Raw genomic sequence first — 22,049 nt, 5'->3', positions numbered from 1 at the left:
GGGTCAGAAGCGCCCGACCGTGTCGCTCACGGCTCCGCTGGTGAATACGTTGTTCGCACCCGCCTGCCAGTACACCGCTGCCGGAGTCTGGCCACGGACGATGCATTTCCACTCCAGTCTTTGCTGGCCCGGCACCTCGACCGTTGCGCTCCAGCGGTTATTGTTCAGCGTCAGCGCAATTGCATGTTGTGGATCCCACGCGCCGAACTCCAGCGACGATCCGACGGCATAGACGCGTTCACCGGATTGTGGATTGGCATTGTCGCAGTGGACGTTGACGTTGAGTGCAGCCGGTTCGACCGCTGTGCTCCAGATCCGGATATCGCCGTTGTCCCAGCTCAAGGTCGGCGTGCCCATGCCCTGCGGCAACTGTTGCAGATCGGATTTCAGCGCAATCACCAACGTCCCGCTCATCCCCGAGGTGGTAGCAACCAAGCCCGAATAGGCGGTGTTGAAGCGAATCGGCGAATCGGCGCGGATACCAGCGCCCTTGCGCAGTTTGATCAATTGCCGGATCAGTTGATCGCGCTGCCAGTCATACATGTGCGGCCAGTACACGGTCGGCGTGCCGGGACTGCTGAGGATGTAGGCGTAAGCCAGATTGACCAGTGGATCGGGCAACGCCCAGTGATGTTGGCCACCATAGGCCCCAGGCGAATAACCGGTGTCATGATTGTCGACGAAGGTCACTGCGATTGCTCTCCAGGCAGGATCCGGATTGCCATTCAAGCCGTGGCGCCACTCGGCGAGCGAGCCATTTTGCATACGCTCCTTGAGGGCAAAATCAAACACAGTACAGTGCGAGCGATCCGACCAGTCTTTGAGCACATCCTGCCAGCTCGCATTGTGTCGCCAGTCGCCCGGCGGATATTCGTTGGGGCCTTTCCAGTTCTCGCCGACGCAGAATTTCAGGTTGCCGAAGGCGTTCATCCAGCGATCCACGGTTTCCGGTGCGTAGCCTCGGACGAAGTCAAAGCGCAGGCCTTGAGCACCGTAGTTGTCGCGCAGATTGATGAATTCTTTTTTGAAGGTGTCGAAGACTCGCGCACTGGCGGTGTTCAGATCCGCTGAGCCATCCATGAATGCATCACCTTCGTCACATTGCGCGCAGTCTTGCCGCCACTCGTTGCTCCCTCTCGGGAACATCGAATAGACCGCTTTATCGTTCATGTGATTGGGCACCACGTCGTAGACGACTTTCACCCCCGCGTTGTTGAGCGCCAGCACCGCTTGTTTGAGTTGCTGATCACTGCCGTAACGACTGTTCTTGTCGAAGCTGCTCCAGAAGTAGCCTTCGCCACCACCTGAGGTCTGGGCCTGGCTGTCGATCCAGCTTGAGCTGTCCGTCCAGGCTGGCGGTAACCAGGCAAGGGTAAATCCGTCTTTGCCAATTGTTGGCGCCTGTTGCGCCAGCACTGAATACCAGGGCGTTTGGTTGCGGCTGGAATTCCAGTGAAAAACTTGCAGCAGAATCTCTGTGCCGCTGCCGTTGCGAACGCCGGCCATCGCCGCTGTCGCCGTGGCGATGGCCAGACAGACAGCGAAAATGAGGCGAATGGGTGAAGTCCCTTTCATGATCGTCCCCCCGGGAACGATGGATCCCTTGGGACTTACTGTGGGCCTGCGCGCAGCGCTTGTCGCCTGTCAGATCTGACAGGTCGACGCTATCCTTTTGCGATAAAACCGACCCGATCCATAACCATGAAACCGTTCATTGGGCCTTGAACAGCTTTATGGCGACAACAGTGTTATCGACCACCGTCACGTACAGCAGGGCTTTGGGTTGCGTCTCGGGGCTTTGAAAACACTCGACGATTACAGCCTGCGCTGTGCAGGCTTGCAGCGCCAAACGGTCTGCCTGACGTAACTGGCGTTTCACTGCGGCACTCAGCGGAATCGGTGGATGGCCCGCGCGAACGTCTGCGCAAAATCTCGAAGTGACTTCTCTCGGGGTGGGGGGCGGTGGTGATTCAAGGCCCGCGTCTGCAAACAGATGATTGAGTTGCTCCGCCGCACTGACCGCTCGGGGGAAACCGGCGAAGGCCGAAGCCTGCAGCAGTATTTCAGTCAATTCACCCGGTGCGAGGCCCGATGCCAGGCCGGTTTTGAGGTGCACGCTCAGCGGTGGCCCGAACATGCCCGAGGCGACAATGGCGGCAAGGGACACCGCTTCGCGCAATCGCGGATCAAGACCAGGCCGCGAGTGTAAATGTCCGTACACCACGCCGACGGCCAGTTGGCCCAATGCGGGAACGGTATGGAACAGGGCGTCGAGTCTGGCCCCGCCATCGGGTACGAGTTCGACAAACGTATGGCGGCCCTCCTGGTAAAGCGTGGCCATGGGATCGGAAGTGGTCTTTTGATTCATGTCGCGTCCTCACGGATCAATGAGGATGGCAGCGGGGCAACAGCGCGCGAACTACGGCATGACAGGCGTCCATCGGAAGCAGTCGGCGCCGTTGCGGCGCCGACTTCTACACCTTAGACGAATTCCACCACCGGCATCTGTCGCTTCATCAGCACATTGCCGTTGCGGATCGAATACAGCGGCAGGCCCTGGCTGCGGATCACTTCGTAATCGCTGTCCGCCGACAGGATCAGCAGGTTCGCCGGTCGGCCCTGTTCCAGACCGTAGCGCTCACCGAGGTGCATGGCCTTGGCGCTGTTGTCGGTGACCAGATCCAGCGCGCTTTGCAGGTTGCGGTAACCGAGCATGTGGCAGATGTGCAGGCCGGCTTCGAGGACCCGCAGGATGTTGCCGTTGCCCAGCGGATACCACGGATCGACGATCGAATCCTGACCAAAGCAGACGTTCATGCCCGCTTCGAGCAGTTCGTTGACGCGGGTCACGCCGCGGCGTTTCGGGAAGTTGTCGAAGCGCCCTTGCAGGTGAATGCTTTCGGTCGGGCAGGAGACAAAACTGATCCCCGAATGGCCGAGCAGGCGGAACAGTTTGGCGCAGTAGGCGTTGTCGTAGGAGCCCATCGCAGTGGTGTGGCTGGCGGTTACGAGGGCGCCCATGTCGCGGCTGCGGGCCTCTTCGGCCAGCACTTCGAGGAAGCGCGAATGCGGGTCGTCGGTTTCGTCGCAGTGCACGTCCACCAGGCAGCCGGTGCGCTCGGCCAGATCCATCAGGAACTTCACCGAGCTGACGCCCTGGTCGCGGGTGTACTCGAAATGCGGAATCCCGCCGACCACATCCGCGCCCATACGGATCGCTTCTTCCATCAGCTCGCGGCCATTGCGGAACGACTCGATGCCTTCCTGAGGGAACGCGACGATTTGCAGGTCGATCAGGTGACGGCTTTCCTCGCGCACTTCGAGCATCGCCTTGAGCGCGGTGAGTTGCGGGTCGGTGACGTCGACGTGGGTGCGCACATGCTGGATGCCGTGGGCGGCGAGGGTCTGAATGGTTTTCTTCGCCCGGGTTTTGGTGTCTTCCTGGGTGATGGTGACCTTGCGCTCGCCCCAGCACTCGATGCCTTCGAACAGCGTGCCGCTCATGTTCCAGCGCGGCTCGCCAGCGGTGAGGGTGGCGTCGAGGTGAATGTGCGGCTCGACGAAGGGCGGCACCACCAGGTTGCCGCCGGCGTCGAGGTCGTCGGGGCCCAGGGTCGGCGCTTCGGTCTGGCGCGCGATGCTGCGGATCAGGCCGTCTTCGAGGTGCAATTCGTGCAGACCTTCCTGGTTGCGCAGTCGGGCGTTGATGATGTGCATCGGGCGAATCCTTTTATAGATCTTGTAGAGGGGCGGCCGCGTTGCGGGCGCCGAGCAGACCGGTCACTGCGATATACGTTAACGCGGCAACGGCGATCCCCACTAGCGGCGCGACCCACGGCGAGCCGAACGCGGCGACGGTTCCGGCCGCGTAAGCCGCGAGCCCCGGCCAGTTGAACGCCGGTAACCGTGCGTCGGCCAGACGCGGATAACGCCCGCGCCAGCGGAAGAAAAAGTCCGCCATGATCACGCCGCCAATCGGCGGGATCACCGTGCCGAGCAGGATCAGATATGGCACCAGCATGTCGTACATGCCCAGCAACGCGAGTGCCGTGCCGATCACGGCGCCGGCCAGGGTCACGGTCTTGCGGCGCCCGGTGCGCAGCAGGTTGCAGCCGGCGACGGCGAAGTTGTAGATGGTGTTGTCCTGGGTGCTCCAGATGTTCAGCAACAGCATCGCCATCGCCGCCATGGCAAAGCCCTGCAACAGCAGCACTTCAACCACATCGGGCTGTTGGTAGACGATCGCGCCATAGGCGCCGATCAGCACCATCAGGCCATTGCCGATGAAAAAGCCGATCAGGCTGGCCAGCACCGCGACCCTTGCCGAACGGGAAAAACGCGTCCAGTTGGTGGCCTGGGTCGCGCCGCTGACGAAGGTGCCGAACACCAGCGTGATGGCGGTCGACCAGTCCAGCGAACCGCTGGGCACGACGCTGAGCAATCCGTCGAGGCCGCCGACTTTCACAGTCGCGACCCACATCGACAGCATCAGCAGCAACATCATAGCCGGCACCGCGATGTACGACAGGATCTCCAGGCCGCGATAACCGATATACGCTGTGGCGCAGAACACCAGGCCGAACAGCACCATCAGGCCCAGCACCGTGGCTTCGTTCAAGTCGAAATACTTGCCCAGCACCACCGCCGCCGTCGCGGTGCCCCAGGCGTACCAGCCGATCTGGGTGAACCCGAGGATCAGGTCGCTGAGCTTGCTGCCGACTTCGCCAAAACAGAAGCGCCCCATCAGCACCGAGTTCAGCCCGCTCTTGAAGGCGATGTAACCCAGGCCTGCGGCGTACACGCCGAGCAGCAGGTTGCCGATGACGATGACGGCGAGCATTTCGCCGAAGTTGAACGCCACGCCGAGCTTGCCGCCGGCAAACATGGTCGCGGTGAAAAAGGTGAAGCCCAGCAGCACCATCGCCGTGGAGGCCAGGCCTTTGCGCGCGTGCATCGGCACTTCACTGAGGGGGTAATCGTTGCCGGGATCGTTTTGCGTCATGGGGGCGTTCCTTGCTGGAAAGGGGAGGACGCGAAGTGGTTGCAGCGGTCGTGCCAAACGCGATGTTGCGGGTATTTATAGACGAGACCCGGATGATCGGCGCGAAAGCAGTGCATCGGGCGCCGTACCGAACCATGTGGGAGCAGAGCTGTTGCCACGGGGGGACGGGATTGATCAGAGGAACCGCAGCAGCGCCGCGATGCGGTGCCACACGTAAGACGAGAAGGGCGTGCCGTACACGTATATCAGAGGCGGGCCGTCGCCGCGCACGCCGCGGCGAATCTGTCGCCCGTTGAAATCAAAGACCTGATCCAGCAGCCAGTCCGTCATGGGCCTGTCCTCTTGGCGGGTTCGAGCCAAAAAGCAAAGGCGTAAAAAAACCACCGGTCTCGGTGGTTTTTTTGTGTCGCGGGATTCACTCGCCGCGATAGATGCAACCGCTGGTGCAGGTCTCGTGGATGCGGATCGCACTGAGTTCCGGCAGCAGGGGCTTCAATTCATTCCAGATGAATTTGGCCAGCACTTCGCTGGTCGGGTTTTCGAGGCCCGGAATGTCGTTGAGGTAGTTGTGGTCGAGACGCTCGTACAGCGGCTTGAAAATCGCCTTGATCTCGGAGAAATCACGGATCCAGCCCGTGTGCGGATCGAGGTCGCCGCTCAGGTGAATCGCCACTTTGAACGAGTGACCGTGCAGGCGTCCGCACTTGTGGCCGTCCGGTACGTGGGGCAGGCGGTGGGCGGATTCGAACGTAAATTCCTTGAAGATTTCCACAGTGATTTCAGCTCTGTTCAGATGGCGTTCGCCGCAGCGAATTCGGGCAGGCGGCGAGTTTACCAGCTTGTCTTCGGCTGTGCTGACTAAAGGGTCAGCAAGCGCTCGGCGAGGCGACCATTGGCAGTCAGTTCAAGGAACTCATCACCCAATCGGCGACTTTCGTCCATCGCCGCGCGCCAGTATTTCTGTCGGCTCGGCGCATCGCCCATGAAGCGTTTGAAGTCGTTACGGTCGGGGAGTTTGCCGTAGGGCAGGCGCGCCAGGTATTCCTTCGACGGTGCGAGCAACAGCACGTCCTGCAAGCGCTCGGTCGAGGCTTTGCGCCACGGCAGGGTCTTGTCGAACCAGCCCGGGATCACCCGGTCGGTGAAGTGCGGATAGAGCACGATGCCGTCGCCGCTGTAGGGCAGGTCGAGGTGATAGTCCAGCAGACCGCCGTCGCGGAACGTGCCGGCACCGGCGCCCGGCAGGTCGCGCACGCCTTCCATGACCATCGGGATCGAGCCGGACGCCAGCAGCGCCTGACGCAGGTTGCCGGCATCGAGGGCGACGAAACGTGACGGGAAGTCATTCAGCGCATGCACCGGCGGCGCCAGGCGCGGGTCGTGGATGATCAGCCGTTCGAAGTGCCGCGACAGCCGCGCGCGGCCCCGCAGGTTGTCGGCGATCACCGAGCCCAGCGCCAGCCCGAGCCGGCCGCGATGGTCGTCCGCCAGCCCGCCGTGGCTTTTGACCACCATGATGTTCAAGCGGTAATGGGCGTTGGTCAAAAGGCTGGCATCGCGTCCGTCGAGCAAGTCATCGAGCATGCGTCGCGAGCTGCGGCTGACCTCGGCAATGGTCACGCCTTTGTTGAAGTTCTGCTCGGTGTACAGATGACCGAGGCGGCGGATGCCTTCGGCGGCGTCCGGCAGACAAGCGCTGGCGAAGCGCCAGGAGCCCACCGACGCACCGATCAGCGAACGCTCGCGTGGCGCCGCCGGCAACCATTCGCCGAACAACGCCAGATCCAGCCCCTGAATCCCCAGCGCCTTCGGCCCACCGGCAGCGCCGGGCAGGGTGCCGACGTCGGCGGCGTTCAGGCCTTGGGCACGAATGCGCGCCATGGCCCGGGGGCCGGCCTTGAGGGTGAGGGCAGGAAACTTGATGTGGATGGCGGTCATACCGGTCTCGATCGTTAGCAAGCGAAAGATTATAAGCACATGTTGCCGTGACTGCAGGAGCAGGCCCAATGATGGCCATTCAGTTTCAGTTAAGTTCGCACCGTTAAGGTGCCGCCCGTAGCAATACATAAAAATACGGAGACACCATGAAAACCCTGACTGCCCTGACCCTCGCCTCGATCATCGGCCTCGCCGCCAGCACCGTTCACGCCCGCGATCTCGGCCCGGATGAAGCCCTGCGTCTGCGCGACGCTGGTACTATCGTCTCCTTCGAGAAGCTCAACGCCACCGCGCTGGCCAAACACCCGGGTTCAACGATCACCGACACCGAGCTGGAAGAGCAGTACGGCAAGTACATCTACCAGATCGAACTGCGTGATCCGCAGGGCCTGGAATGGGATCTGGAACTGGACGCGGTGAGCGGGCAAGTGCTCAAGGATCATCAGGATACGTAATGAAGGTGAATGTTCGTGCCACCCGCTGTACAGCATTGGCGCTGGTGATGTTTTGCTCGACGGCCATGGCCCGCGACCTGGGTCCCGACGAAGCCCTCAATCTGCGCAAGCAGGGCGTGATCCTGCCGCTGGAGCAGGTATTGCAGCAGGCGATGGACCGTTATCCCGGCGCGAAACTGCTGGAAGTCGAGCTGGAAGAAAAACACGACGTCTACATTTATGAAGTCGAGTTGCTGACCGTCGAAGGTGTGGCCCGTGAGCTGCATCTGAAGGCCGACACCGGCGAACTCGTGAAAGACAAGGAAGATTGACCGATGCGCTTGCTTCTGGTGGAAGACCACGTACCGCTGGCCGACGAACTGCTCGCCGGCCTGCAACGTCAGGGCTACGCGGTGGACTGGCTGGCGGACGGGCGCGACGCGGTCTACCAGGGCAGCAGCGAGCCCTACGACCTGATCGTCCTCGACCTCGGTTTGCCCGGCGTGCCAGGGCTTGAGGTGCTGGCGCAATGGCGCGCCGGCGGTCTGACGATTCCGGTGCTGATCCTCACCGCCCGCGATTCCTGGGCCGAGCGTATCGAAGGTCTGAAGGCCGGCGCCGATGATTACCTGACCAAACCCTTTCACCCGGAAGAGCTGTATTTGCGCATTCAGTCGCTGCTGCGCCGCTCCAAGGGCCAGGCCAACCAGCCGACGCTCAAGGCCGCCGGGCTGCACCTGGACGAGGGCCGCCAGTGTGTCGTGCGCGACGGTGCCGACATTCAGCTGACCGCCGCCGAATTCCGTCTGTTGCGCTACTTCATGTTGCACCCGGAACAGATCCTCTCCAAAAGCCACCTCGCCGAACACCTCTACGACGGTGAGACCGAACGCGATTCCAACGTGCTTGAAGTCCACGTCAATCATCTGCGGCGCAAGCTCGGCAAGAGCGTCATCGAAACCCGTCGTGGTCAGGGTTATCTGTTTGGCGGACAGGCTTCGTGAGATCGATCCAGCGCCGCTTGAGCCTGGGGTTGATCAGCGTGCTGGTGGTCGTCGGCGTACTGCTGGCGCAAACCAGTCTGTGGCTGTTTGAAGTCGGATTGCAGCGCTATCTCGAAGCCGGCTTGCGTAACGACAGCGAGAGCCTGCTGGTGGCGCTGGTTCGCGGGCCGCAAGGCTTGCAGCTGGATGAGCGGCACTTGTCGCCGGCCTATCAGCGACCGTTTTCCGGGCATTACTTCCGTATCGATTTCGCCGACAGCCATTGGCGCTCCCGCTCGCTGTGGGATCAGGATCTGCCGCTTCTCGAACGCTCCGGCCTGCACAGCAACCTGCAACTGGGGCCGGACGGTCAGCAACTGCTGGTGTTGCGCTCGGACTATCGACGGCTCGGTCAGTCGATTTCCATCAGCGTGGCCCAGGATTACACGCCGGTGCGCGAGAGTTTCCAGCGCATGCGCCAGATCGGCCTTGGCCTCGGGCTGGCCGGGTTGCTGCTGATTCTGTTGTTGCAACGTCTGACCGTTCGCCGCGCCTTGCGGCCGCTGGAAAAGGCCCGCGAGCAGATCGCCCAGTTGCAGCAGGGCCAGCGTTCACAACTCGATGAACAAGTGCCGGCGGAACTGGAGCCGCTGGTGGCGCAGATCAACCACTTGCTGGCGCACACCGAAGACAGCCTCAAGCGCTCGCGCAATGCGCTGGGCAATCTCGGGCATGCGCTGAAAACCCCTTTGGCAGTGCTGCTCAGTCTGGCGTCGAGTGAAAGGCTCGATGCACACCCGGAGCTGCGCAAGATTCTCAAGGAACAACTGGAGCAGGTTCAGCAACGGCTGAACCGTGAGCTCAATCGTGCGCGCCTGTCCGGCGATGCGTTGCCGGGAGCACTGTTTGATTGCGACGCCGAACTGCCGGGGTTGTTGTCGACGTTGAACATGATCCACGGCGAACATCTGGAGCTGAGTTATGTGGCGCCGCCGGGCCTGCAATTGCCGTGGGATCGTGAGGACCTGCTGGAGTTGCTCGGCAACCTGCTGGACAACGCCTGCAAATGGGCCGATGCCGAGGTGCGGCTGAGCGTGGTCGAGCGTACGGATGGCTTCGCCCTGAACGTTGAAGATGACGGGCCGGGGATTCCCGAATTGCAGCGTGCTCAGGTGTTCAGTCGTGGTACGCGACTGGACGAGCAGACCGACGGGCATGGCTTGGGCCTGGGGATTGTGCGCGACATCGTCGACACCTGGGGTGGGTTGCTGGTGTTGGGTGAGAGTGAGTGGGGCGGTTTGAAGGTGGTGATCGAATTGCCTAAACGCTGATTTCCGTCATTCCACAAACCTGTGGGAGCAGCCAGGCGGGCTCCCACAGGGACTTTGCGATGAACCCTAGACCCGAAACTGATCCATCAAGCTCTGCTGCTGATTCGCCAGGCTATTGAGCGACTGACTCACCCGCGCCGATTCATTCGCCTGCCCCGACAGCGACTCCGTCACATCACGAATCGTCGCCACGTTGTTGTTGATCTCTTCGGCCACCGCGCTCTGTTCTTCGGCAGCGCTGGCGATCTGCAGGTTCATGTCGCTGATCACCGTCACCGCATCGCCGATCTGGCGCAGCGCGGTCACGGCCTGACCGACCTGTTCAACGCTACCCTGAGCCTGACGATGGCTGTTGCCCATCGAGCCGACCACGTCCTGGGTGCCGTTCTGCAGTTGCTCGATGACCTGACGGGTTTCTTCAACCGACTCTTGGGTGCGGCGGGCGAGGTTGCGTACTTCATCGGCGACTACCGCAAAGCCGCGTCCGGCTTCACCGGCACGGGCGGCTTCAATGGCGGCGTTCAGGGCCAGCAGGTTGGTCTGCTCGGCGATGGCGCGGATGGTTTCCAGCACGGTGCCGATCTTCTCGCTGTTGGCGGCCAGGCCTTCGACTTGCACCATCGCCGCGCTCATGTCGGCGGCGAGGGTGTCGATGCTGGCGGTGGTGCGGTCGATCACGGTCAGGCCCTGACGGGTGGCGCGGTCGGCGTCTTTGGCGGCTTCGGCGGCTTGCGCAGCGCTGCGGGCCACGTCCTGGGCAGTGGCGCTCATTTCGTGGGACGCGGTGGCGACCTGATCGACCTGACGGTATTGCTGCTCCATGCCGGCGCTGGTCTGGGTGGCGATCGCGGAAGACTGATCGGCAGTGTTGCGCGCATCCTGCACCGAGCGTTTCACCTCGGCGATGATCGGTTGCAGCTTGTCGAGAAAGCGGTTGAACCAGCCGGCCAACTGGCCAAGCTCGTCCTTCTTGTCATAGGCCAGACGCCGGGTCAGGTCGCCTTCGCCGCTGGCGATGTCTTCCAGCATGTGGGCCACGCCGAGGATCGGTTTGGTCACGCTGCGCGCCATCAGCCACACCAGCAACAGGCCGATCAGCGCCGCGAGTACGCCCAGGCTCAGTTCGATCAGGGTACCCGACGTGTTGCTGGCATCCAGTTGTTGCTTGAGCGCTTCGGCGCGCTCCACCAGCACTTTCTCCGGCACATCAAGCAGCACGCCCCACGACGGGCCGCCGGGAATCGGCTGGAACGGCGACAGCACTTTCAGTTGCGCGTTGCTGTGCAGGCTGCTGACGGTTTGGTTCGAGGCGAGCAGACGCAGCAGTTCGGCGCCGCTGGTGGTGTCCACGGCATCCAGGCGCTGGCTGAGTTTATTGGCGTCCGGGCTGTAACCGGCGAGCAGGCCGGCGGGGCTGACGATGCTCACGGCGGTCTGGCCGTCGTAGAGCTTTTTGCTGGCGTTCTGGCTGATCGCTTGCAGGCTGTTGAGGTTGATGTCCACCGACAGCGAGGCGATGACTTTGCCGTTGACCATCAGCGGGAACACGATGCTGGTCATCAGCACCTTTTGCCCGTCGATCACATAGAAATAGGGTTCGATCACGCACGGCTTGAGCGTGGTGCGGGGGCAGGTGAACCATGCGTTGGCGGCCTGGCCGCTGGGGCCGGTGCTGGTGTCGGTCATGTCGCTTTCCGGCAGGGCCATCGAGGTCACCTTGCCCGGGGTCGGCTGCGACCAGTACAGGGCGAAGCGGCCCTTGTCGTTGCTGCCCAGTTCAGCTTGGCCGGCAAACAGCTCGTCCTTGCCGTCCAGCGCGTTGGCCTCGAACACCAGCGACAGACCGAGCAGATCCGGATTGGCTTGCAAGGCCGATTTCACCTGACGGGTCATGTCTTCGCGCAGGTCGAAGGCATCGAGGAAGCGCTTCTCGGCCTGTTCGCGCAGGAACAGCACCTGACGCGAGAAACCGTGGCCATATTGATAGGCGTCCATGAATTGCTGGCGAATGCCCGCCGCCTGGACTTCGCCCTGGGATTCGATGCGGGCCTGGGCCGATTCGGTGAGCATTTCCATGCTCGAAGCTTTCACCAGTTCGGAACTGTGCTCCATGCGATACAGCGAAAGACCCACCAACAGGGTCACGATACCGGCCAGGCAGAGCCCGGCGAGCAGGGTGATTTTCCATTGGATGGAAAGTTGTCTGAGTGACATGGAAACGTCCTTATTCGATAAATATCTGAGACTTTGCAATGTAACGGCCGCGTTTCGGCTTTCTTTACGGCGTAAATGCAATAGGGCGAATTGACGCATGTTGTGGCGCATATGCCCTGTTCAGCGCATTGATCATGGAAAGTTACACAGTGTTGCGACCCGTCGCTTTGACACTGCGCCCGCGCTGCGGCACAGTGCGCGCCCTTCTAATAAGACCCTCTATGCAAATCCGCTGGCGACCTTCGTGGCTTGTCGGCCGGACTCATTCTGTCTGGCGGTGAATGGCTTCACCGTCGTGTTTTCGAGGTAGTGAAATGAATGCAGTGATTGCTGCGGTCGGCGTCATGCTGATCCTCAGCCTGTCCCGGGTGCATGTGGTGATCGCATTGATCGTCGGTGCGCTGGTCGGTGGCCTGACCGGTGGTCTGGGCATCGACGCCACGCTCAAGGCCTTCAACAGTGGCCTGGGTGGCGGGGCGACGGTGGCGTTGTCCTACGCGTTGCTCGGCGCTTTCGCCGTGGCGATTGCCAAGTCCGGCCTGGCCCACGCGCTGGCCGACAAGGCCCTGGCGATGGTCGATCGTCAGCATGCGACCGGTGGCGGCAGCGTCAAATGGCTGCTGATCGGCCTGCTGTGGGTGGTGGCGATCGCGTCGCAGAACATCCTGCCGATTCACATTGCGTTCATTCCGCTGCTGGTGCCGCCGCTTCTCTATGTACTGACCAAGCTGCAACTGGACCGACGCCTGATCGCCTGCGTCATGACTTTCGGCCTGATCACGCCGTACATGTTCCTGCCGGTGGGCTTCGGCAACATTTTCCTCAACGAGATCCTGCTGGCCAACGTTGCCCGCAGTGGCGTGGACATCAGCGGGATCAACGTCACCCATGCCATGGGCATTCCGGCGCTGGGCATGCTGGTGGGGCTGGGCATCGCCTTTATCAGTTATCGCAAGAAGCGCGTCTACGACCTGGGGAAAATCGAGCAGGTCGAGCAGGTGGCGGTGCAGTACAACCCGCGAAGCCTGTTGATCGCCGGTGTCGCCATTGCCGCAGCCTTCATTATTCAGTTGCTGCTGGATTCGATGATTATCGGGGCGCTGGCCGGTTTCCTGATCTTCTCGGCGTCGGGCATCGTCAAATGGCGCGAGACGGACGACCTGTTTACCGAAGGCATGAAGATGATGGCGATGATCGGCTTCATCATGATCGCCGCTTCCGGATTCGCCGAAGTGATGAAGGCCACTGGCGAGGTACAGACTTTGGTCGAGTCTTCGGCGTCGTGGATCAATCACAGCAAGGGCATCGGTGCCTTGCTGATGCTGCTGGTCGGGCTGCTGGTGACCATGGGCATCGGCTCGTCGTTTTCCACGGTGCCGATTCTGGCGGCGATTTTCGTGCCGCTTTGCGTGCAACTGGGCTTCAGCCCGATCGCCATTGTCTGCATCGTCGGCACGGCCGGTGCCCTGGGCGACGCCGGTTCGCCCGCCTCGGACTCGACCCTCGGCCCGACCTCCGGTCTGAACATCGACGGCCAGCATCACCACATCTGGGACACCGTGGTTCCGACCTTCCTGCACTACAACCTGCCGCTGCTGGCGTTTGGCTGGGTGGCCGCGATGGTCCTTTAACTCCCGTGATCGTTCCCACGCTCTGCGTGGGAACGCCTCTTGTGACGCTCTGCGTCACGCTTTGGGACGCGGAGCGTCCCGGGCTGCATTCCCACGCAGAGCGTGGGAACGATCGGCCGCAGAGCGTGGGAACGATCTGAGGTAAACCTCAACTTTTGGTTTCGCGTGCCGTTAAAGCCTTTAACCACGCCAATAAAACCAAAAGAGTGAGCCCCCATGCGCCTGAGTCTCAAGGCTAAAGTCCTGTCCCTTGCCGTCCTTCCGGTTTTGCTCTTTGCGCTGGTGATCAGCCTGACCACGCTGTTCATCCTCCAGGAACAGGCGCGCAATGAAGTCCAGCAGACCCGCGAACGCCTGCTCGGCGACGCCAAGGCCACCCTGGCCAGCTACGTCGCCGTGGCCATGACTACCATCAAACCGTTGTACGACGCTGCCGCTCCCGGTGACGCCGAGGCGCGGGCGCAGGTGATCAAGCTGCTGTCGAGCATCAAGTACGGCAAGGACGGCTACTTCTTCGGCTACGACTCCGAGACCGTGCGCCTGTTCAAGGCCAACGACCCCGAAGGCGTGGGCAAAAGCTTCAAGGACAACCGCGACCCGAACGGCGTCTACGTCAACCGCGACCTGGTGAAAGTCGCGAAGGACGGCACTCACTACCTGCAATACAGCTCGCCGCTGCCGGGCAACGCGCAAGTGCTGGTGCCGAAACTCGGTTACACCGAATACCTGGCGAAGTGGGACATGGCGGTCGGTACTTCGGTCAACCTTGATGGCATCGAAGCGCAAGTGGCGGTGGTCGAGGCCAAGGTGCAGGAACGCATGCAGGGCGTGGTGCTGAGCATCGTCGGCGTGGCGGTGGTGGTGCTGCTGGTGATCGCAGCGGCGGGGATGCTGCTGGCCAACACCATCCTGCGACCGCTGACCCTGATGAAAGCCAACCTCGATGACATCGCGGCGGGCGAGGGCGACCTGACCCGGCGTCTGACCATCACCAGCCAGGACGAACTCGGCGAACTGGCCGGCTCGTTCAACCGTTTCGTCGACAAGATCCATGGTCTTGTGCGGCAGATCACCGAAATGACTTCGCAACTGACCGGGCTGGTGACGCAAGTGTCGGATCAGGCCCAGCGCTCTGATCAGGCCATGGAACGTCAGCGCCACGAAACCGATCAGGTCGCCACGGCGATCAACGAAATGTCCGCCGCTGCGCAGGAAGTCGCCAAGAGCGCGCAGAACGCCGCCGTCGCCGCGCAGCAGACCGACGAAGAAGGCCAGACCGCCAAGCGCGTGGTGGCCGGCAGCATCAAGCAGATTCATGCGCTGGTGGACGACATCCGCAGCAGCGGTGTGTCCCTCGACAGCCTGCAACAGGACGTGTCGTCGATTGTCGGCGTGCTCGGGGTGATTCGCTCGATCGCCGAACAGACCAACCTGCTGGCGCTCAATGCTGCGATTGAAGCGGCGCGGGCCGGCGAGGCCGGGCGCGGGTTTGCGGTGGTGGCGGATGAAGTGCGGGCGCTGGCTTCGCGCACGCAGATCAGCACTCAGGAAATTCAGGGCATGATCGACCGCTTGCAGGCGGGGACGCAGTCGGCGGTCGAGGCCATGCGCCGTTCCAGCGAGGCGGGTGATGGTACTTCGGCGCAGGCCAATCAGGCGGGGGCGTCGCTGGATGCGATGGCGGATCTGATTGCGACCATCAACTCGATGAACGCGCAGATTGCCAGTGCCGCTGAAGAGCAGACGGCGGTGGCGGAAGAGATCAACCGCAGCGTGCACCAGATTGCGGTGGCGGTGGATAACGTGGCGGATGAGACACAGTTGGGGGCGCAGACCTCGCGCAGTCTGGCGGAGTTGGGGCAGCGGTTGGGCAAGCTGGTCGGCCAGTTCCGTATCTGAAGCTACCTTGGTCCAGACACAAAACCCTGTGGGAGCTGGCTTGCCGGCGATGGCGGCAAGTCAGTCAATATCAATGCCGGATTTGCCGGCCTCATCGCTGGCAAGCCAGCTCCCACAGGGGGTGTGGTGCTTGAGTATTTAGGGGCTGTCCCAATACGGCACCTCTCCAAAACACTCAATAAAGAAATCAATCACCGTCCGCACCTTCACCGACAACCGCCGGCTCCCCGGCCACAGCACCGCAATCTGCTGCGGCTCGACACTGTTCGACACCTGATAATCCTTCAGCACCGGCACCAGCGTGCCCTCACGCACCGCCTCACCGATCAGCCATGACGGAAACATCACCAGCCCCAGCCCTTGCACAGCGGCTTGAGTCAACGTGTCCGCGTGGTTACCGGTGATCGGGCCCTTGACTGCATACGGCGTCCACTCGCCCTGATCCTGACGGAAGAACCAGCGCTGCAAGCCGGCCGCGCCCTTGTAGGCCAGGCATTGATGGCGGGCGAGGTCTTCGGGATGCCGGGGCGCGCCGAAACGCTTGATATACGCCGGGCTGGCCGCGACCTGAAAGCGGTGCGGCGCGAGGATCCGCGCCTGCATGCTCGAGTCGTGCAGCGGGCCGATGCGAAACAGCAGATCGGCACCTTCCTGCAGCGGATCGATGTAGTGGTCGGTCTGCTGGATATCCAGTTGCAGCTTCGGATAACGCTCGCACAAACGGCCCAGCCATGGCGTCAGGTGGCGCTGGCCGAACACCACCGGGGCGTTGATCCGCACCAGGCCGGTCGGTTCGCTTTGCTGTTCCTGCAACGCCTGTTCGGCTTCTTCCAGCTGCACAAGCACCAGCCGCGCGTGGTGGCCGAGCATGCGTCCGGCTTCGGTCGGCGTCACCGCGCGGGTGTGGCGGTAGAGCAGTTGCTGGTTCAGCGCCTGCTCCATCAACTGGATCTGCCGGGAGATCGAGGAGGGCGCTACGCCCTCGCGGCGGGCGACTTCGGAAAAACTGCCGTGGTCGAGCACCGCCACAAACAGCCTTAGCGCCTTGAATCCCAGTTCGTTGAGCCCGTGCATCGTTTGTCCTGCTGTGCGAGTTGCGCAAAAGTGTTGTCCGGATGCTCCCATTTATCGCACAGCTGCGCCAGCCGATAATCCATGCCACCGTTTCTTCAGAGGTTTTTTGGATGCAGTCGTTTGATGAAGTGAGTGCCGCGCCGGCCCCGGTCGCCCGGCCGGGTTTGCGTTTATTGCTGTTGCCGCTGGTGATTCTGGCCGGCATGGGTTTGTCGGTGGAGGCCGGGTTGCTGGGGCCGTTGGGTGAGCAGGTCGGGCATTTGTGGGCGACCTTGAGCATCTTCGGAGTCGGCTCGGCGATTCTGTTTTTGCTGTTGCTGTTTGCGGGGCCACAGAAGGGGCCGGCGCTGACGGATCTGCCGCGCTGGCAGTTGATCGGCGGGTTTCTGGGGCCGATGTATGTGGTGGTGTTGACGCTGGCGACGCCGCATATCGGGATTGCGATGACGATGATTGCGATTCTGTCTGGGCAGGTTGGCAAAAGTGTGTTGATCGACCATTTCGGGTGGTTTGGGGCTACGCGCAAGAAGGTCAATGCCGAACGTTGGCTGGCGTTGGGGTTGATTGTGGCGGCTTTGGTTTTGATTGCGCGGGGGTGAGTGATGAGTCTGGTTATTTTGTTGGCGGTGGTGGTGTTGGCCGGTGCGGTGTTGAGTGTTCAGGCGGCGATCAATGGGCGTCTTGGGGAAACCGTTGGGGTGTTGCGCAGCAGTTTGTTGACGTTTGTCGTCGGCGCCGTTTCTACGGGGTTGTTGATTTTGTTTTTTGAGCCTGCTCAGGCGGTGAGTTTGCTGGAGGTGCCGAAGTGGCAGTTGAGTGGGGCGCTGTTCGGTGTGGTTTACATGATGGTCATGGTTGGCGCAGTGCCGCGCGTTGGTGCGGCTGTGGCGACGGTGGCGGTGATTGTCGGGCAGTTGGGGATGGGGATGTTGATTGATAATTTTGGGTGGTTGGGGAATCCCGCTATTGAGTTGTCTTCGAGTCGGGTTTTGGCGATGGTTTGTTTGGGGCTGGCGTTGGTGTTCATGTATCGCAGTAGCGTGCGGCAGGCTGTTTGAGCGTGGCGGCCTTTGGGCCGACCAGGCTTTTGTTCGTTTTGCGTGTATATCCGTTTCTTCGGGTGCGGCTGCTGGCGGTTTCGCTCTTACAGCGAGTCACTTTGGCAAACGCCCCAAAGTAACCAAAGGTCTGGGCCCCGGCGTTCGGCCCCTCGCTGGGGCTCGGGGTTCCTTCGTTACGGGATTCATCCGGGGGCATCGCCTCCGGTTTGCTTCGCTGCACCTCCTCTCGATGTGTTCGACTTCGTCGAACGGCGCTACGCGCCCACCCCCGGATAAATCCCTCCACTCAGCCTGCCGATGGGGCCGGCACGTCAAAAGCGGTACTCGAGCTAACGCTCATCGTTGTGACTGGTGACTGGTGACTGGTGACTGGTGACTGGTGACTGGTGACTGGTGACTGGTGACTGGTGACTGGTGAGTGGTGTGGGGTGGGGTGGGAGGTTAGGTGGTTTTCACGTTCTACACTGGTAGCACGGCTGTTCTTTCGGCCTCAGGCAACCACCACCAGAGGAGTCTGTTTCATGGCAGATAGAAAATGCGATTGTCCGGGATGTCGTTGCACGATCAAGGAGGGTGAGCATTCTTATGTGGCGCACGGTAAGCATTATTGCTGTGAGGCTTGTGCGCATCATCACAAAAGTGGTGAGGAGTGTTCGGGCAAGGGGTGTCAGTGTGCGCATCCCAAGTAATCTCGGGTATTGAAAAGGTGGAGCCTAGTCAGGCTCCACTTCCAGTTTCAGGCTGTCGTCGTCCAGGCGTTCGGTGTGGCGGACGTTGCCATGCAGGCGGCGGCCTTCGACGTTGACGACGATGGTTTTGGCCTTTTCGAGGTCTTCCGGCAAGGGGGGCGGGACGCGCAGGGCGAAGCGGTAGGGGTCGTTTTCGACGGGTTCCAGGCCAACCGGGCAGTCGACGCTTTTGGTGATGCGGCCGAAGAGGGTGTCCAGGCCGTAGTCCAGGTGCGCCGGGCTGTTGATGGTTGTCATGTGTAATCCCCCAAAAGAGTCCCCGCCTGCGCGCAAGCTTAGCTTGCCGGTCGCCATGTGACGTTTTCCACGCCGAATTTTTCTGCCATCGGCTTGCTGGTCTTCTGCACTTTCTCCCGGCCGAAACGCGGGATGCGGCCGACCCCTGCGTCGCAGCTTGCCCAGTGCCACGCCTCGGTGTTGTCCATTTTGTCCGAGCGGATAATGAACGACTTAGGCGCGCCGTGAAGGGTGTAATCGATGACGTACAGTTTTGCGTTGTTCATAAAGCCCATCTTCCTCCCTGTGGTAATAGAAGGATCGCTGGGCTGCGGGAAAATTCACTCGGATTGTCCGACGGTATCTATCAATGGCGAGGTTCCGGTCGGACTGGTTACCATGGCGCTTTCGCCCACCCCGATGAATGTTCGCCATGGCCCTCGCTGCGCCCCCTGATCTGAGTGATACCGATGTGCCGGTGCAGCCGCTGGCGCGCACCTATCCGCGTGGGTTGTTTATCGAGCCGCACGAGCATGTGTGGGGGCAGTTGCTGTATGCAATGAGCGGGGTGATGTGGGTCGAGACGCCGCACGAGGCGCTGGTGGTGCCGCCGCAGCGGGCGGTGTGGTTGCCGCCGGGGGTTCCGCACGGGATTCGGGTGGTGTCGGATTTGCAGATGCGCAATATCTACCTGCGCCCGGCGCTGGCGGCGACGCTGGATGAGACGGTGCAGGTGATCGAGGTCGGCGGGCTGCTGCGCGAGTTGATTGTCGGTCTGGTGGCGCAGGGCGACAGCGGTGATGCCGAGTATTACGAGGCATTGGTCGGGCTGGCGCTGCTGGAGCTGAAACGCGCAAGGCGTTCGCAGTTGAAGATCCCGTTGCCGGACGATGCCGACCGGCGGTTGATGAGTCTGTGTCAGGCGGTGATGGCGGCGCCGTCGCTGGACATTCCTTTCGAGCAGCACGCGGAAAACGCCGGGGCCAGCGTGCGCACCCTGGCGCGGTTGTTCAAGGAAGGGTTGGGCATGGGCTTTGCCGAGTGGCGGCGTCAGGTGCAGTTGGCGACGGCGGTGGCGGAGTTGATTCAGGGCGTGCCGGTCAGCGCGATTGCCCGTGAGCTGGGTTATTCGCCGAGCAGTTTCAGCGACATGTTCCGCCGCGAGCTGGGTGTCGCGCCTTCGCAATTCGATGGCGGGCCGCTCGCCGACTGATTTGGCCGAAATTCAGAAGTCCTTGGCCGATGCCGGTCGCCGCCTTTCCCTAGACTTTGCCCATTCCCTTTGTGTGGCGGAGTGATCCCATGAATTACCTGATTTCACTGGGCGTCGGTCTGGGTGTCGGCCTGCTGTATGGCGCGCTGGATGTCCGTTCTCCGGCGCCGCCGACCATCGCGCTGGTGGGCCTGCTGGGCATGCTGGCGGGCGAGCAGTTGTGGCCGATGGGCCGGCAACTGGTCAGTGGCTGGCTGTCCTGAATTTCCTTTTTCCCATTCGGTGGATGAACTCATGAAAGCACTGCAATTCGATAAAACCGGCGACCTGTCGTCCCTGCGCTTCGTCGAGGTGCCGACGCCGGTGCCGGGCGCTGACGAGGTGCTGGTGCAGATCAAGGCTGCGGGTCTCAATCCCAGCGATGTGAAGAATGTGCTCGGGCGTTTTCCGTACACCACGCTGCCGCGTATTCCCGGTCGGGATTTTGCCGGTGTGGTGGTCGAAGGGCCGCAGGCGTTGATCGGCCAGGAGGTCTGGGGCACCGGGCGTGAGCTGGGCTTTTTCGCCGATGGCTCCCACGCGCAGTTCGTCAAACTGCCGGCCAAGGGCGTGGCGCATAAACCTTCGCATTTGAGTTTCACTCAGGCCGCCAGCCTCGGGGTGCCTTACACCACGGCGTGGGATGCGCTCGAGCGCAGTCTGGTCAGTGCGCAAACCCGTCTGCTGGTGATCGGCGGCGGGGCGGTGGCGACGGCGGCGCTGGCGCTGGCCAAGGTGCGCGGCGCGCAGTTGCTGGCGGCGGCGCGGCGGCCGGAGCAGGTCAAGGATCTGCAGGCGCAGGGTTATCAGACGATTCAGCTGGACAAGCCCGAGGAGCTGGGGGCGCAGGTCGATGCGGTGTATCGCGGCGGTGCCGATGTGATCTTCGACACCACCGGGTTCTGGCTGCCAGCGTCGGTGCCGGCGCTGGCACCGTTCGGGCGCATTGCGATCATCGCTGCGCCGGTGGACGGGCATGTGCAACTGCCCGCGCTGGCGCTCTATCGCAAGGGCGGTTCGGTGGTCGGCATCAACTCGTTGCTGTATGGCGTTGAAGCCTGCGCGGCGATGCTGGATCAGTTTGGCCGGTTCTTCGACGAAGACCTGCTGCCACTGCCGCAAGGGCTGGTGGAAGCGCCGCTGGCCGAAGGGCTGGCGCGGTATGCCGATGTGAATCAGGGCAGTGGCGACAAGGTCATCCTCATCCCGTAATGCGCTACAACCCTGTGGGAGCAAGACCGCTCCCACAGGGACCCTGGTGATTTCAGAGCGTACCTAGAACTGATAACCGACCCCCGCGTAATACCCCCAGCCATTTGAGCGCGCCCGGAAGTTGCCGTCGCCGAAGTTCAGCTCGCTGCCATCCTCCCAGTTGCCGCCGTTGTGGAAATAACGGCCGACCAGGGTGAAACGCAAGTGGGTGAACGAGTACAGCAAGACGTTGGTCGCCACCGTGGCATTGGCGGTGCGTGCCGGGTTGTCCTTGTGCAGGTCCGAGCCGAAATCGAAGTTGGTGAAGCCGATGTAGGTCAGCGAAGCGCCGTTGCTGAATTTGTCGATCGGCACGATGTACTTGAGCTGCGCGCGGTAGCCGTCCCACGAATACTCGTTGCTGGCCCCGTAGTTTTCCCACTGGTAGCGCCCGTACAGGTTGGCCGACAGATTGACCCGCGAATGGGTGTCGATATCGGTGCCTAAACCGCTGTACAGCGTGTTGGCGCGGTTCTCTTTGCGGCTGCCGTGGTCGTAGATCCAGTCGAACGCCACGTACCATTCCTTGAACGGCCCGATGGCAAGGCTGCGCCCGGCGAGGTAGTCGATGGAGATACGCGGCTCGTGCTCCATGAACACCGGCGAGCCATGGTCCCACACGCCTTTGTCGTGGCTGTTGCCGATGTTGAAGATCTTCGGGATGTCGATGTAGCCGTACAGCTCGAACGGCCCCTTGCGCCCGAAGTACTCGTATTCCAGGTAAATGTCGTCGGCCGGTTGCGGGCCGAAGCTGATGTCCTTGCTGCCGATCAGCATCAGGTCCTGGTTGTACCAGTCCGACAGGTACGCGCCTTTTTGCGGCGGGCTGGCTTCAGGGCTGAGGGCTTCTCCCTGGGCGGATTCCTCGGGCAGGGCAGGTTGCGCCAGTGCGGTGTGACTGAGAACTCCGGTAACGCCGGCCAGTAGCAGGGAAACAGCAAAGGTGCATGCACCGCGACGGCGGTGGCAGTAAGAAACGTACATTCAAAGTCCTTTTTGCAGATCAAGGCCCGA

General features: G+C 61.9%; 23 protein-coding genes and 2 pseudogenes. 12 read left to right on the top strand and 13 right to left on the bottom strand.

The window, feature by feature from the left end; all coding sequences use genetic code 11:
- Nucleotides 1-3: 3 nt before the first annotated feature.
- The 7 genes and pseudogenes from AWU82_RS05515 to AWU82_RS05485 all read right to left on the bottom strand — a co-directional run bounded on the left by AWU82_RS05515 (nucleotide 4) and on the right by AWU82_RS05485 (nucleotide 6,940).
- On the bottom strand, nucleotides 4-1,575 hold the full coding sequence (locus AWU82_RS05515; protein WP_064380916.1) for a glucan 1,4-alpha-maltotetraohydrolase domain-containing protein: 1,572 nt from the start codon (nucleotides 1,573-1,575) through the stop codon (nucleotides 4-6).
- 136 nt (nucleotides 1,576-1,711) lie between these two features.
- Nucleotides 1,712-2,368, bottom strand: a complete 657-nt coding sequence (locus AWU82_RS05510; RefSeq protein ID WP_064380914.1) for a carboxymuconolactone decarboxylase family protein — start codon at nucleotides 2,366-2,368, stop codon at nucleotides 1,712-1,714.
- 113 nt (nucleotides 2,369-2,481) lie between these two features.
- Nucleotides 2,482-3,717: a cytosine deaminase gene (locus AWU82_RS05505; protein ID WP_064380913.1), complete on the bottom strand. Its 1,236-nt coding sequence runs from the start codon at nucleotides 3,715-3,717 to the stop codon at nucleotides 2,482-2,484.
- Between the two features lie 13 nt (nucleotides 3,718-3,730).
- Nucleotides 3,731-5,002 (bottom strand): cytosine permease, encoded by a 1,272-nt coding sequence (gene codB / locus AWU82_RS05500; RefSeq protein ID WP_064380911.1) that lies wholly within the window; start codon nucleotides 5,000-5,002, stop codon nucleotides 3,731-3,733.
- Nucleotides 5,003-5,197: 195 nt separating this feature from the next.
- A pseudogene (locus AWU82_RS05495) lies at nucleotides 5,198-5,332 on the bottom strand (alpha/beta fold hydrolase); the annotation flags it as partial.
- 85 nt (nucleotides 5,333-5,417) lie between these two features.
- Nucleotides 5,418-5,774 (bottom strand): 6-carboxytetrahydropterin synthase QueD, encoded by a 357-nt coding sequence (gene queD, locus AWU82_RS05490; RefSeq protein ID WP_007955941.1) that lies wholly within the window; start codon nucleotides 5,772-5,774, stop codon nucleotides 5,418-5,420.
- Between the two features lie 86 nt (nucleotides 5,775-5,860).
- Complete coding sequence (locus AWU82_RS05485) at nucleotides 5,861-6,940, bottom strand: patatin-like phospholipase family protein (protein WP_064380909.1); 1,080 nt, start codon at nucleotides 6,938-6,940, stop codon at nucleotides 5,861-5,863.
- Nucleotides 6,941-7,086: 146 nt separating this feature from the next.
- On the opposite strand from AWU82_RS05485, the gene AWU82_RS05480 reads away from it, so the two are divergent.
- From AWU82_RS05480 to AWU82_RS05465, 4 genes are read left to right on the top strand one after another with little or no spacing between them, the layout of a single operon-like run.
- Nucleotides 7,087-7,395: a PepSY domain-containing protein gene (locus AWU82_RS05480; RefSeq protein ID WP_011335107.1), complete on the top strand. Its 309-nt coding sequence runs from the start codon at nucleotides 7,087-7,089 to the stop codon at nucleotides 7,393-7,395.
- On the top strand, nucleotides 7,395-7,706 hold the full coding sequence (locus AWU82_RS05475) for a PepSY domain-containing protein (protein ID WP_011335106.1): 312 nt from the start codon (nucleotides 7,395-7,397) through the stop codon (nucleotides 7,704-7,706). The genes AWU82_RS05480 and AWU82_RS05475 overlap by 1 nt, the downstream gene beginning before the upstream one ends.
- 3 nt (nucleotides 7,707-7,709) lie before the next feature.
- A complete protein-coding gene (locus AWU82_RS05470; protein ID WP_011335105.1) occupies nucleotides 7,710-8,378 on the top strand; it encodes a response regulator transcription factor in 669 nt (222 codons plus the stop codon).
- Nucleotides 8,375-9,688 carry a sensor histidine kinase gene (locus AWU82_RS05465; protein ID WP_064380907.1) on the top strand — a complete coding sequence of 438 codons (1,314 nt, stop codon included), beginning with the start codon at nucleotides 8,375-8,377 and terminating at the stop codon, nucleotides 9,686-9,688. The genes AWU82_RS05470 and AWU82_RS05465 overlap by 4 nt, the downstream gene beginning before the upstream one ends.
- 66 nt (nucleotides 9,689-9,754) lie before the next feature.
- Here AWU82_RS05465 and AWU82_RS29525 read toward each other — a convergent pair whose 3' ends face one another.
- Nucleotides 9,755-10,459 (bottom strand): methyl-accepting chemotaxis protein, encoded by a 705-nt coding sequence (locus AWU82_RS29525; RefSeq protein ID WP_409348357.1) that lies wholly within the window; start codon nucleotides 10,457-10,459, stop codon nucleotides 9,755-9,757.
- A 201-nt stretch (nucleotides 10,460-10,660) separates the two neighbouring features.
- Nucleotides 10,661-10,717, bottom strand: a pseudogene (locus AWU82_RS29520) (hypothetical protein); the annotation flags it as partial.
- 1,499 nt (nucleotides 10,718-12,216) lie between these two features.
- On the opposite strand from AWU82_RS29520, the gene AWU82_RS05455 reads away from it, so the two are divergent.
- Nucleotides 12,217-13,533 carry a Na+/H+ antiporter family protein gene (locus tag AWU82_RS05455; RefSeq protein WP_064380903.1) on the top strand — a complete coding sequence of 439 codons (1,317 nt, stop codon included), beginning with the start codon at nucleotides 12,217-12,219 and terminating at the stop codon, nucleotides 13,531-13,533.
- A 216-nt stretch (nucleotides 13,534-13,749) separates the two neighbouring features.
- Nucleotides 13,750-15,432: a methyl-accepting chemotaxis protein CtpM gene (gene ctpM / locus AWU82_RS29680; RefSeq protein WP_064380901.1), complete on the top strand. Its 1,683-nt coding sequence runs from the start codon at nucleotides 13,750-13,752 to the stop codon at nucleotides 15,430-15,432.
- Between the two features lie 138 nt (nucleotides 15,433-15,570).
- Here ctpM and AWU82_RS05445 read toward each other — a convergent pair whose 3' ends face one another.
- Nucleotides 15,571-16,506, bottom strand: coding sequence for a LysR family transcriptional regulator (locus AWU82_RS05445; protein WP_064380899.1), 936 nt, complete (start codon nucleotides 16,504-16,506; stop codon nucleotides 15,571-15,573).
- A gap of 110 nt (nucleotides 16,507-16,616) precedes the next feature.
- Here AWU82_RS05445 and AWU82_RS05440 point away from each other — a divergent pair, with 110 nt between their 5' ends.
- The 3 genes from AWU82_RS05440 (at nucleotide 16,617) to AWU82_RS05430 (ending at nucleotide 18,256) form a co-directional block, all read left to right on the top strand.
- The gene (locus AWU82_RS05440) at nucleotides 16,617-17,105 is read left to right on the top strand and encodes a DMT family transporter (protein WP_039770247.1); all 489 of its coding nucleotides are present in this window, start codon (nucleotides 16,617-16,619) and stop codon (nucleotides 17,103-17,105) included.
- 3 nt (nucleotides 17,106-17,108) lie between these two features.
- The gene (locus AWU82_RS05435) at nucleotides 17,109-17,564 is read left to right on the top strand and encodes a DMT family transporter (RefSeq protein ID WP_039770319.1); all 456 of its coding nucleotides are present in this window, start codon (nucleotides 17,109-17,111) and stop codon (nucleotides 17,562-17,564) included.
- A gap of 524 nt (nucleotides 17,565-18,088) precedes the next feature.
- Nucleotides 18,089-18,256, top strand: a complete 168-nt coding sequence (locus tag AWU82_RS05430; protein ID WP_074689145.1) for a metallothionein — start codon at nucleotides 18,089-18,091, stop codon at nucleotides 18,254-18,256.
- A 24-nt stretch (nucleotides 18,257-18,280) separates the two neighbouring features.
- On the opposite strand, the gene AWU82_RS05425 is transcribed toward AWU82_RS05430, so the two are convergent.
- Together AWU82_RS05425 and AWU82_RS05420 are read right to left on the bottom strand one after the other, a co-directional pair.
- A complete protein-coding gene (locus AWU82_RS05425) occupies nucleotides 18,281-18,553 on the bottom strand; it encodes a hypothetical protein (protein WP_064380896.1) in 273 nt (90 codons plus the stop codon).
- Between the two features lie 38 nt (nucleotides 18,554-18,591).
- Nucleotides 18,592-18,819, bottom strand: a complete 228-nt coding sequence (locus AWU82_RS05420; RefSeq protein ID WP_011335095.1) for a DUF6555 family protein — start codon at nucleotides 18,817-18,819, stop codon at nucleotides 18,592-18,594.
- Nucleotides 18,820-18,956: 137 nt separating this feature from the next.
- Here AWU82_RS05420 and AWU82_RS05415 point away from each other — a divergent pair, with 137 nt between their 5' ends.
- The 3 genes from AWU82_RS05415 (at nucleotide 18,957) to AWU82_RS05405 (ending at nucleotide 20,996) form a co-directional block, all read left to right on the top strand.
- Complete coding sequence (locus tag AWU82_RS05415) at nucleotides 18,957-19,745, top strand: AraC family transcriptional regulator (protein ID WP_064380894.1); 789 nt, start codon at nucleotides 18,957-18,959, stop codon at nucleotides 19,743-19,745.
- A gap of 89 nt (nucleotides 19,746-19,834) precedes the next feature.
- Nucleotides 19,835-20,008 carry a DUF1427 family protein gene (locus AWU82_RS05410; protein WP_007958996.1) on the top strand — a complete coding sequence of 58 codons (174 nt, stop codon included), beginning with the start codon at nucleotides 19,835-19,837 and terminating at the stop codon, nucleotides 20,006-20,008.
- 31 nt (nucleotides 20,009-20,039) lie between these two features.
- The gene (locus AWU82_RS05405; RefSeq protein WP_064380892.1) at nucleotides 20,040-20,996 is read left to right on the top strand and encodes a quinone oxidoreductase family protein; all 957 of its coding nucleotides are present in this window, start codon (nucleotides 20,040-20,042) and stop codon (nucleotides 20,994-20,996) included.
- 63 nt (nucleotides 20,997-21,059) lie between these two features.
- Here the strand turns inward: AWU82_RS05405 and tsx are convergent, their stop codons facing one another.
- The gene (tsx, locus tag AWU82_RS05400; RefSeq protein ID WP_064380891.1) at nucleotides 21,060-22,019 is read right to left on the bottom strand and encodes a nucleoside-specific channel-forming protein Tsx; all 960 of its coding nucleotides are present in this window, start codon (nucleotides 22,017-22,019) and stop codon (nucleotides 21,060-21,062) included.
- Nucleotides 22,020-22,049: the final 30 nt, after the last annotated feature.

The sequence above is a fragment of the Pseudomonas glycinae genome (genome assembly GCF_001594225.2).
Taxonomy (GTDB): Bacteria; Pseudomonadota; Gammaproteobacteria; order Pseudomonadales; family Pseudomonadaceae; genus Aquipseudomonas; species Aquipseudomonas glycinae.
Note: the sequence above shows the minus strand (reverse complement) of the source record. Positions and strands in the feature narration are given on the sequence as shown.

What these genes read in the sequence shown, in the direction of transcription:
- AWU82_RS05515 (WP_064380916.1), bottom strand. Translation starts at nt 1,575, where the DNA reads ATGAAAGGGACTTCACCCATTCGCCTCATTTTCGCTGTCTGTCTGGCC.
- AWU82_RS05510 (WP_064380914.1), bottom strand. Translation starts at nt 2,368, where the DNA reads ATGAATCAAAAGACCACTTCCGATCCCATGGCCACGCTTTACCAGGAG.
- AWU82_RS05505 (WP_064380913.1), bottom strand. Translation starts at nt 3,717, where the DNA reads ATGCACATCATCAACGCCCGACTGCGCAACCAGGAAGGTCTGCACGAA.
- codB (WP_064380911.1), bottom strand. Translation starts at nt 5,002, where the DNA reads ATGACGCAAAACGATCCCGGCAACGATTACCCCCTCAGTGAAGTGCCG.
- AWU82_RS05485 (WP_064380909.1), bottom strand. Translation starts at nt 6,940, where the DNA reads ATGACCGCCATCCACATCAAGTTTCCTGCCCTCACCCTCAAGGCCGGC.
- AWU82_RS05480 (WP_011335107.1), top strand. Translation starts at nt 7,087, where the DNA reads ATGAAAACCCTGACTGCCCTGACCCTCGCCTCGATCATCGGCCTCGCC.
- AWU82_RS05475 (WP_011335106.1), top strand. Translation starts at nt 7,395, where the DNA reads ATGAAGGTGAATGTTCGTGCCACCCGCTGTACAGCATTGGCGCTGGTG.
- AWU82_RS05470 (WP_011335105.1), top strand. Translation starts at nt 7,710, where the DNA reads ATGCGCTTGCTTCTGGTGGAAGACCACGTACCGCTGGCCGACGAACTG.
- AWU82_RS29525 (WP_409348357.1), bottom strand. Translation starts at nt 10,459, where the DNA reads ATGAGCGCCACTGCCCAGGACGTGGCCCGCAGCGCTGCGCAAGCCGCC.
- AWU82_RS05455 (WP_064380903.1), top strand. Translation starts at nt 12,217, where the DNA reads ATGAATGCAGTGATTGCTGCGGTCGGCGTCATGCTGATCCTCAGCCTG.
- ctpM (WP_064380901.1), top strand. Translation starts at nt 13,750, where the DNA reads ATGCGCCTGAGTCTCAAGGCTAAAGTCCTGTCCCTTGCCGTCCTTCCG.
- AWU82_RS05445 (WP_064380899.1), bottom strand. Translation starts at nt 16,506, where the DNA reads ATGCACGGGCTCAACGAACTGGGATTCAAGGCGCTAAGGCTGTTTGTG.
- AWU82_RS05440 (WP_039770247.1), top strand. Translation starts at nt 16,617, where the DNA reads ATGCAGTCGTTTGATGAAGTGAGTGCCGCGCCGGCCCCGGTCGCCCGG.
- AWU82_RS05435 (WP_039770319.1), top strand. Translation starts at nt 17,109, where the DNA reads ATGAGTCTGGTTATTTTGTTGGCGGTGGTGGTGTTGGCCGGTGCGGTG.
- AWU82_RS05430 (WP_074689145.1), top strand. Translation starts at nt 18,089, where the DNA reads ATGGCAGATAGAAAATGCGATTGTCCGGGATGTCGTTGCACGATCAAG.
- AWU82_RS05425 (WP_064380896.1), bottom strand. Translation starts at nt 18,553, where the DNA reads ATGACAACCATCAACAGCCCGGCGCACCTGGACTACGGCCTGGACACC.
- AWU82_RS05420 (WP_011335095.1), bottom strand. Translation starts at nt 18,819, where the DNA reads ATGAACAACGCAAAACTGTACGTCATCGATTACACCCTTCACGGCGCG.
- AWU82_RS05415 (WP_064380894.1), top strand. Translation starts at nt 18,957, where the DNA reads ATGTTCGCCATGGCCCTCGCTGCGCCCCCTGATCTGAGTGATACCGAT.
- AWU82_RS05410 (WP_007958996.1), top strand. Translation starts at nt 19,835, where the DNA reads ATGAATTACCTGATTTCACTGGGCGTCGGTCTGGGTGTCGGCCTGCTG.
- AWU82_RS05405 (WP_064380892.1), top strand. Translation starts at nt 20,040, where the DNA reads ATGAAAGCACTGCAATTCGATAAAACCGGCGACCTGTCGTCCCTGCGC.
- tsx (WP_064380891.1), bottom strand. Translation starts at nt 22,019, where the DNA reads ATGTACGTTTCTTACTGCCACCGCCGTCGCGGTGCATGCACCTTTGCT.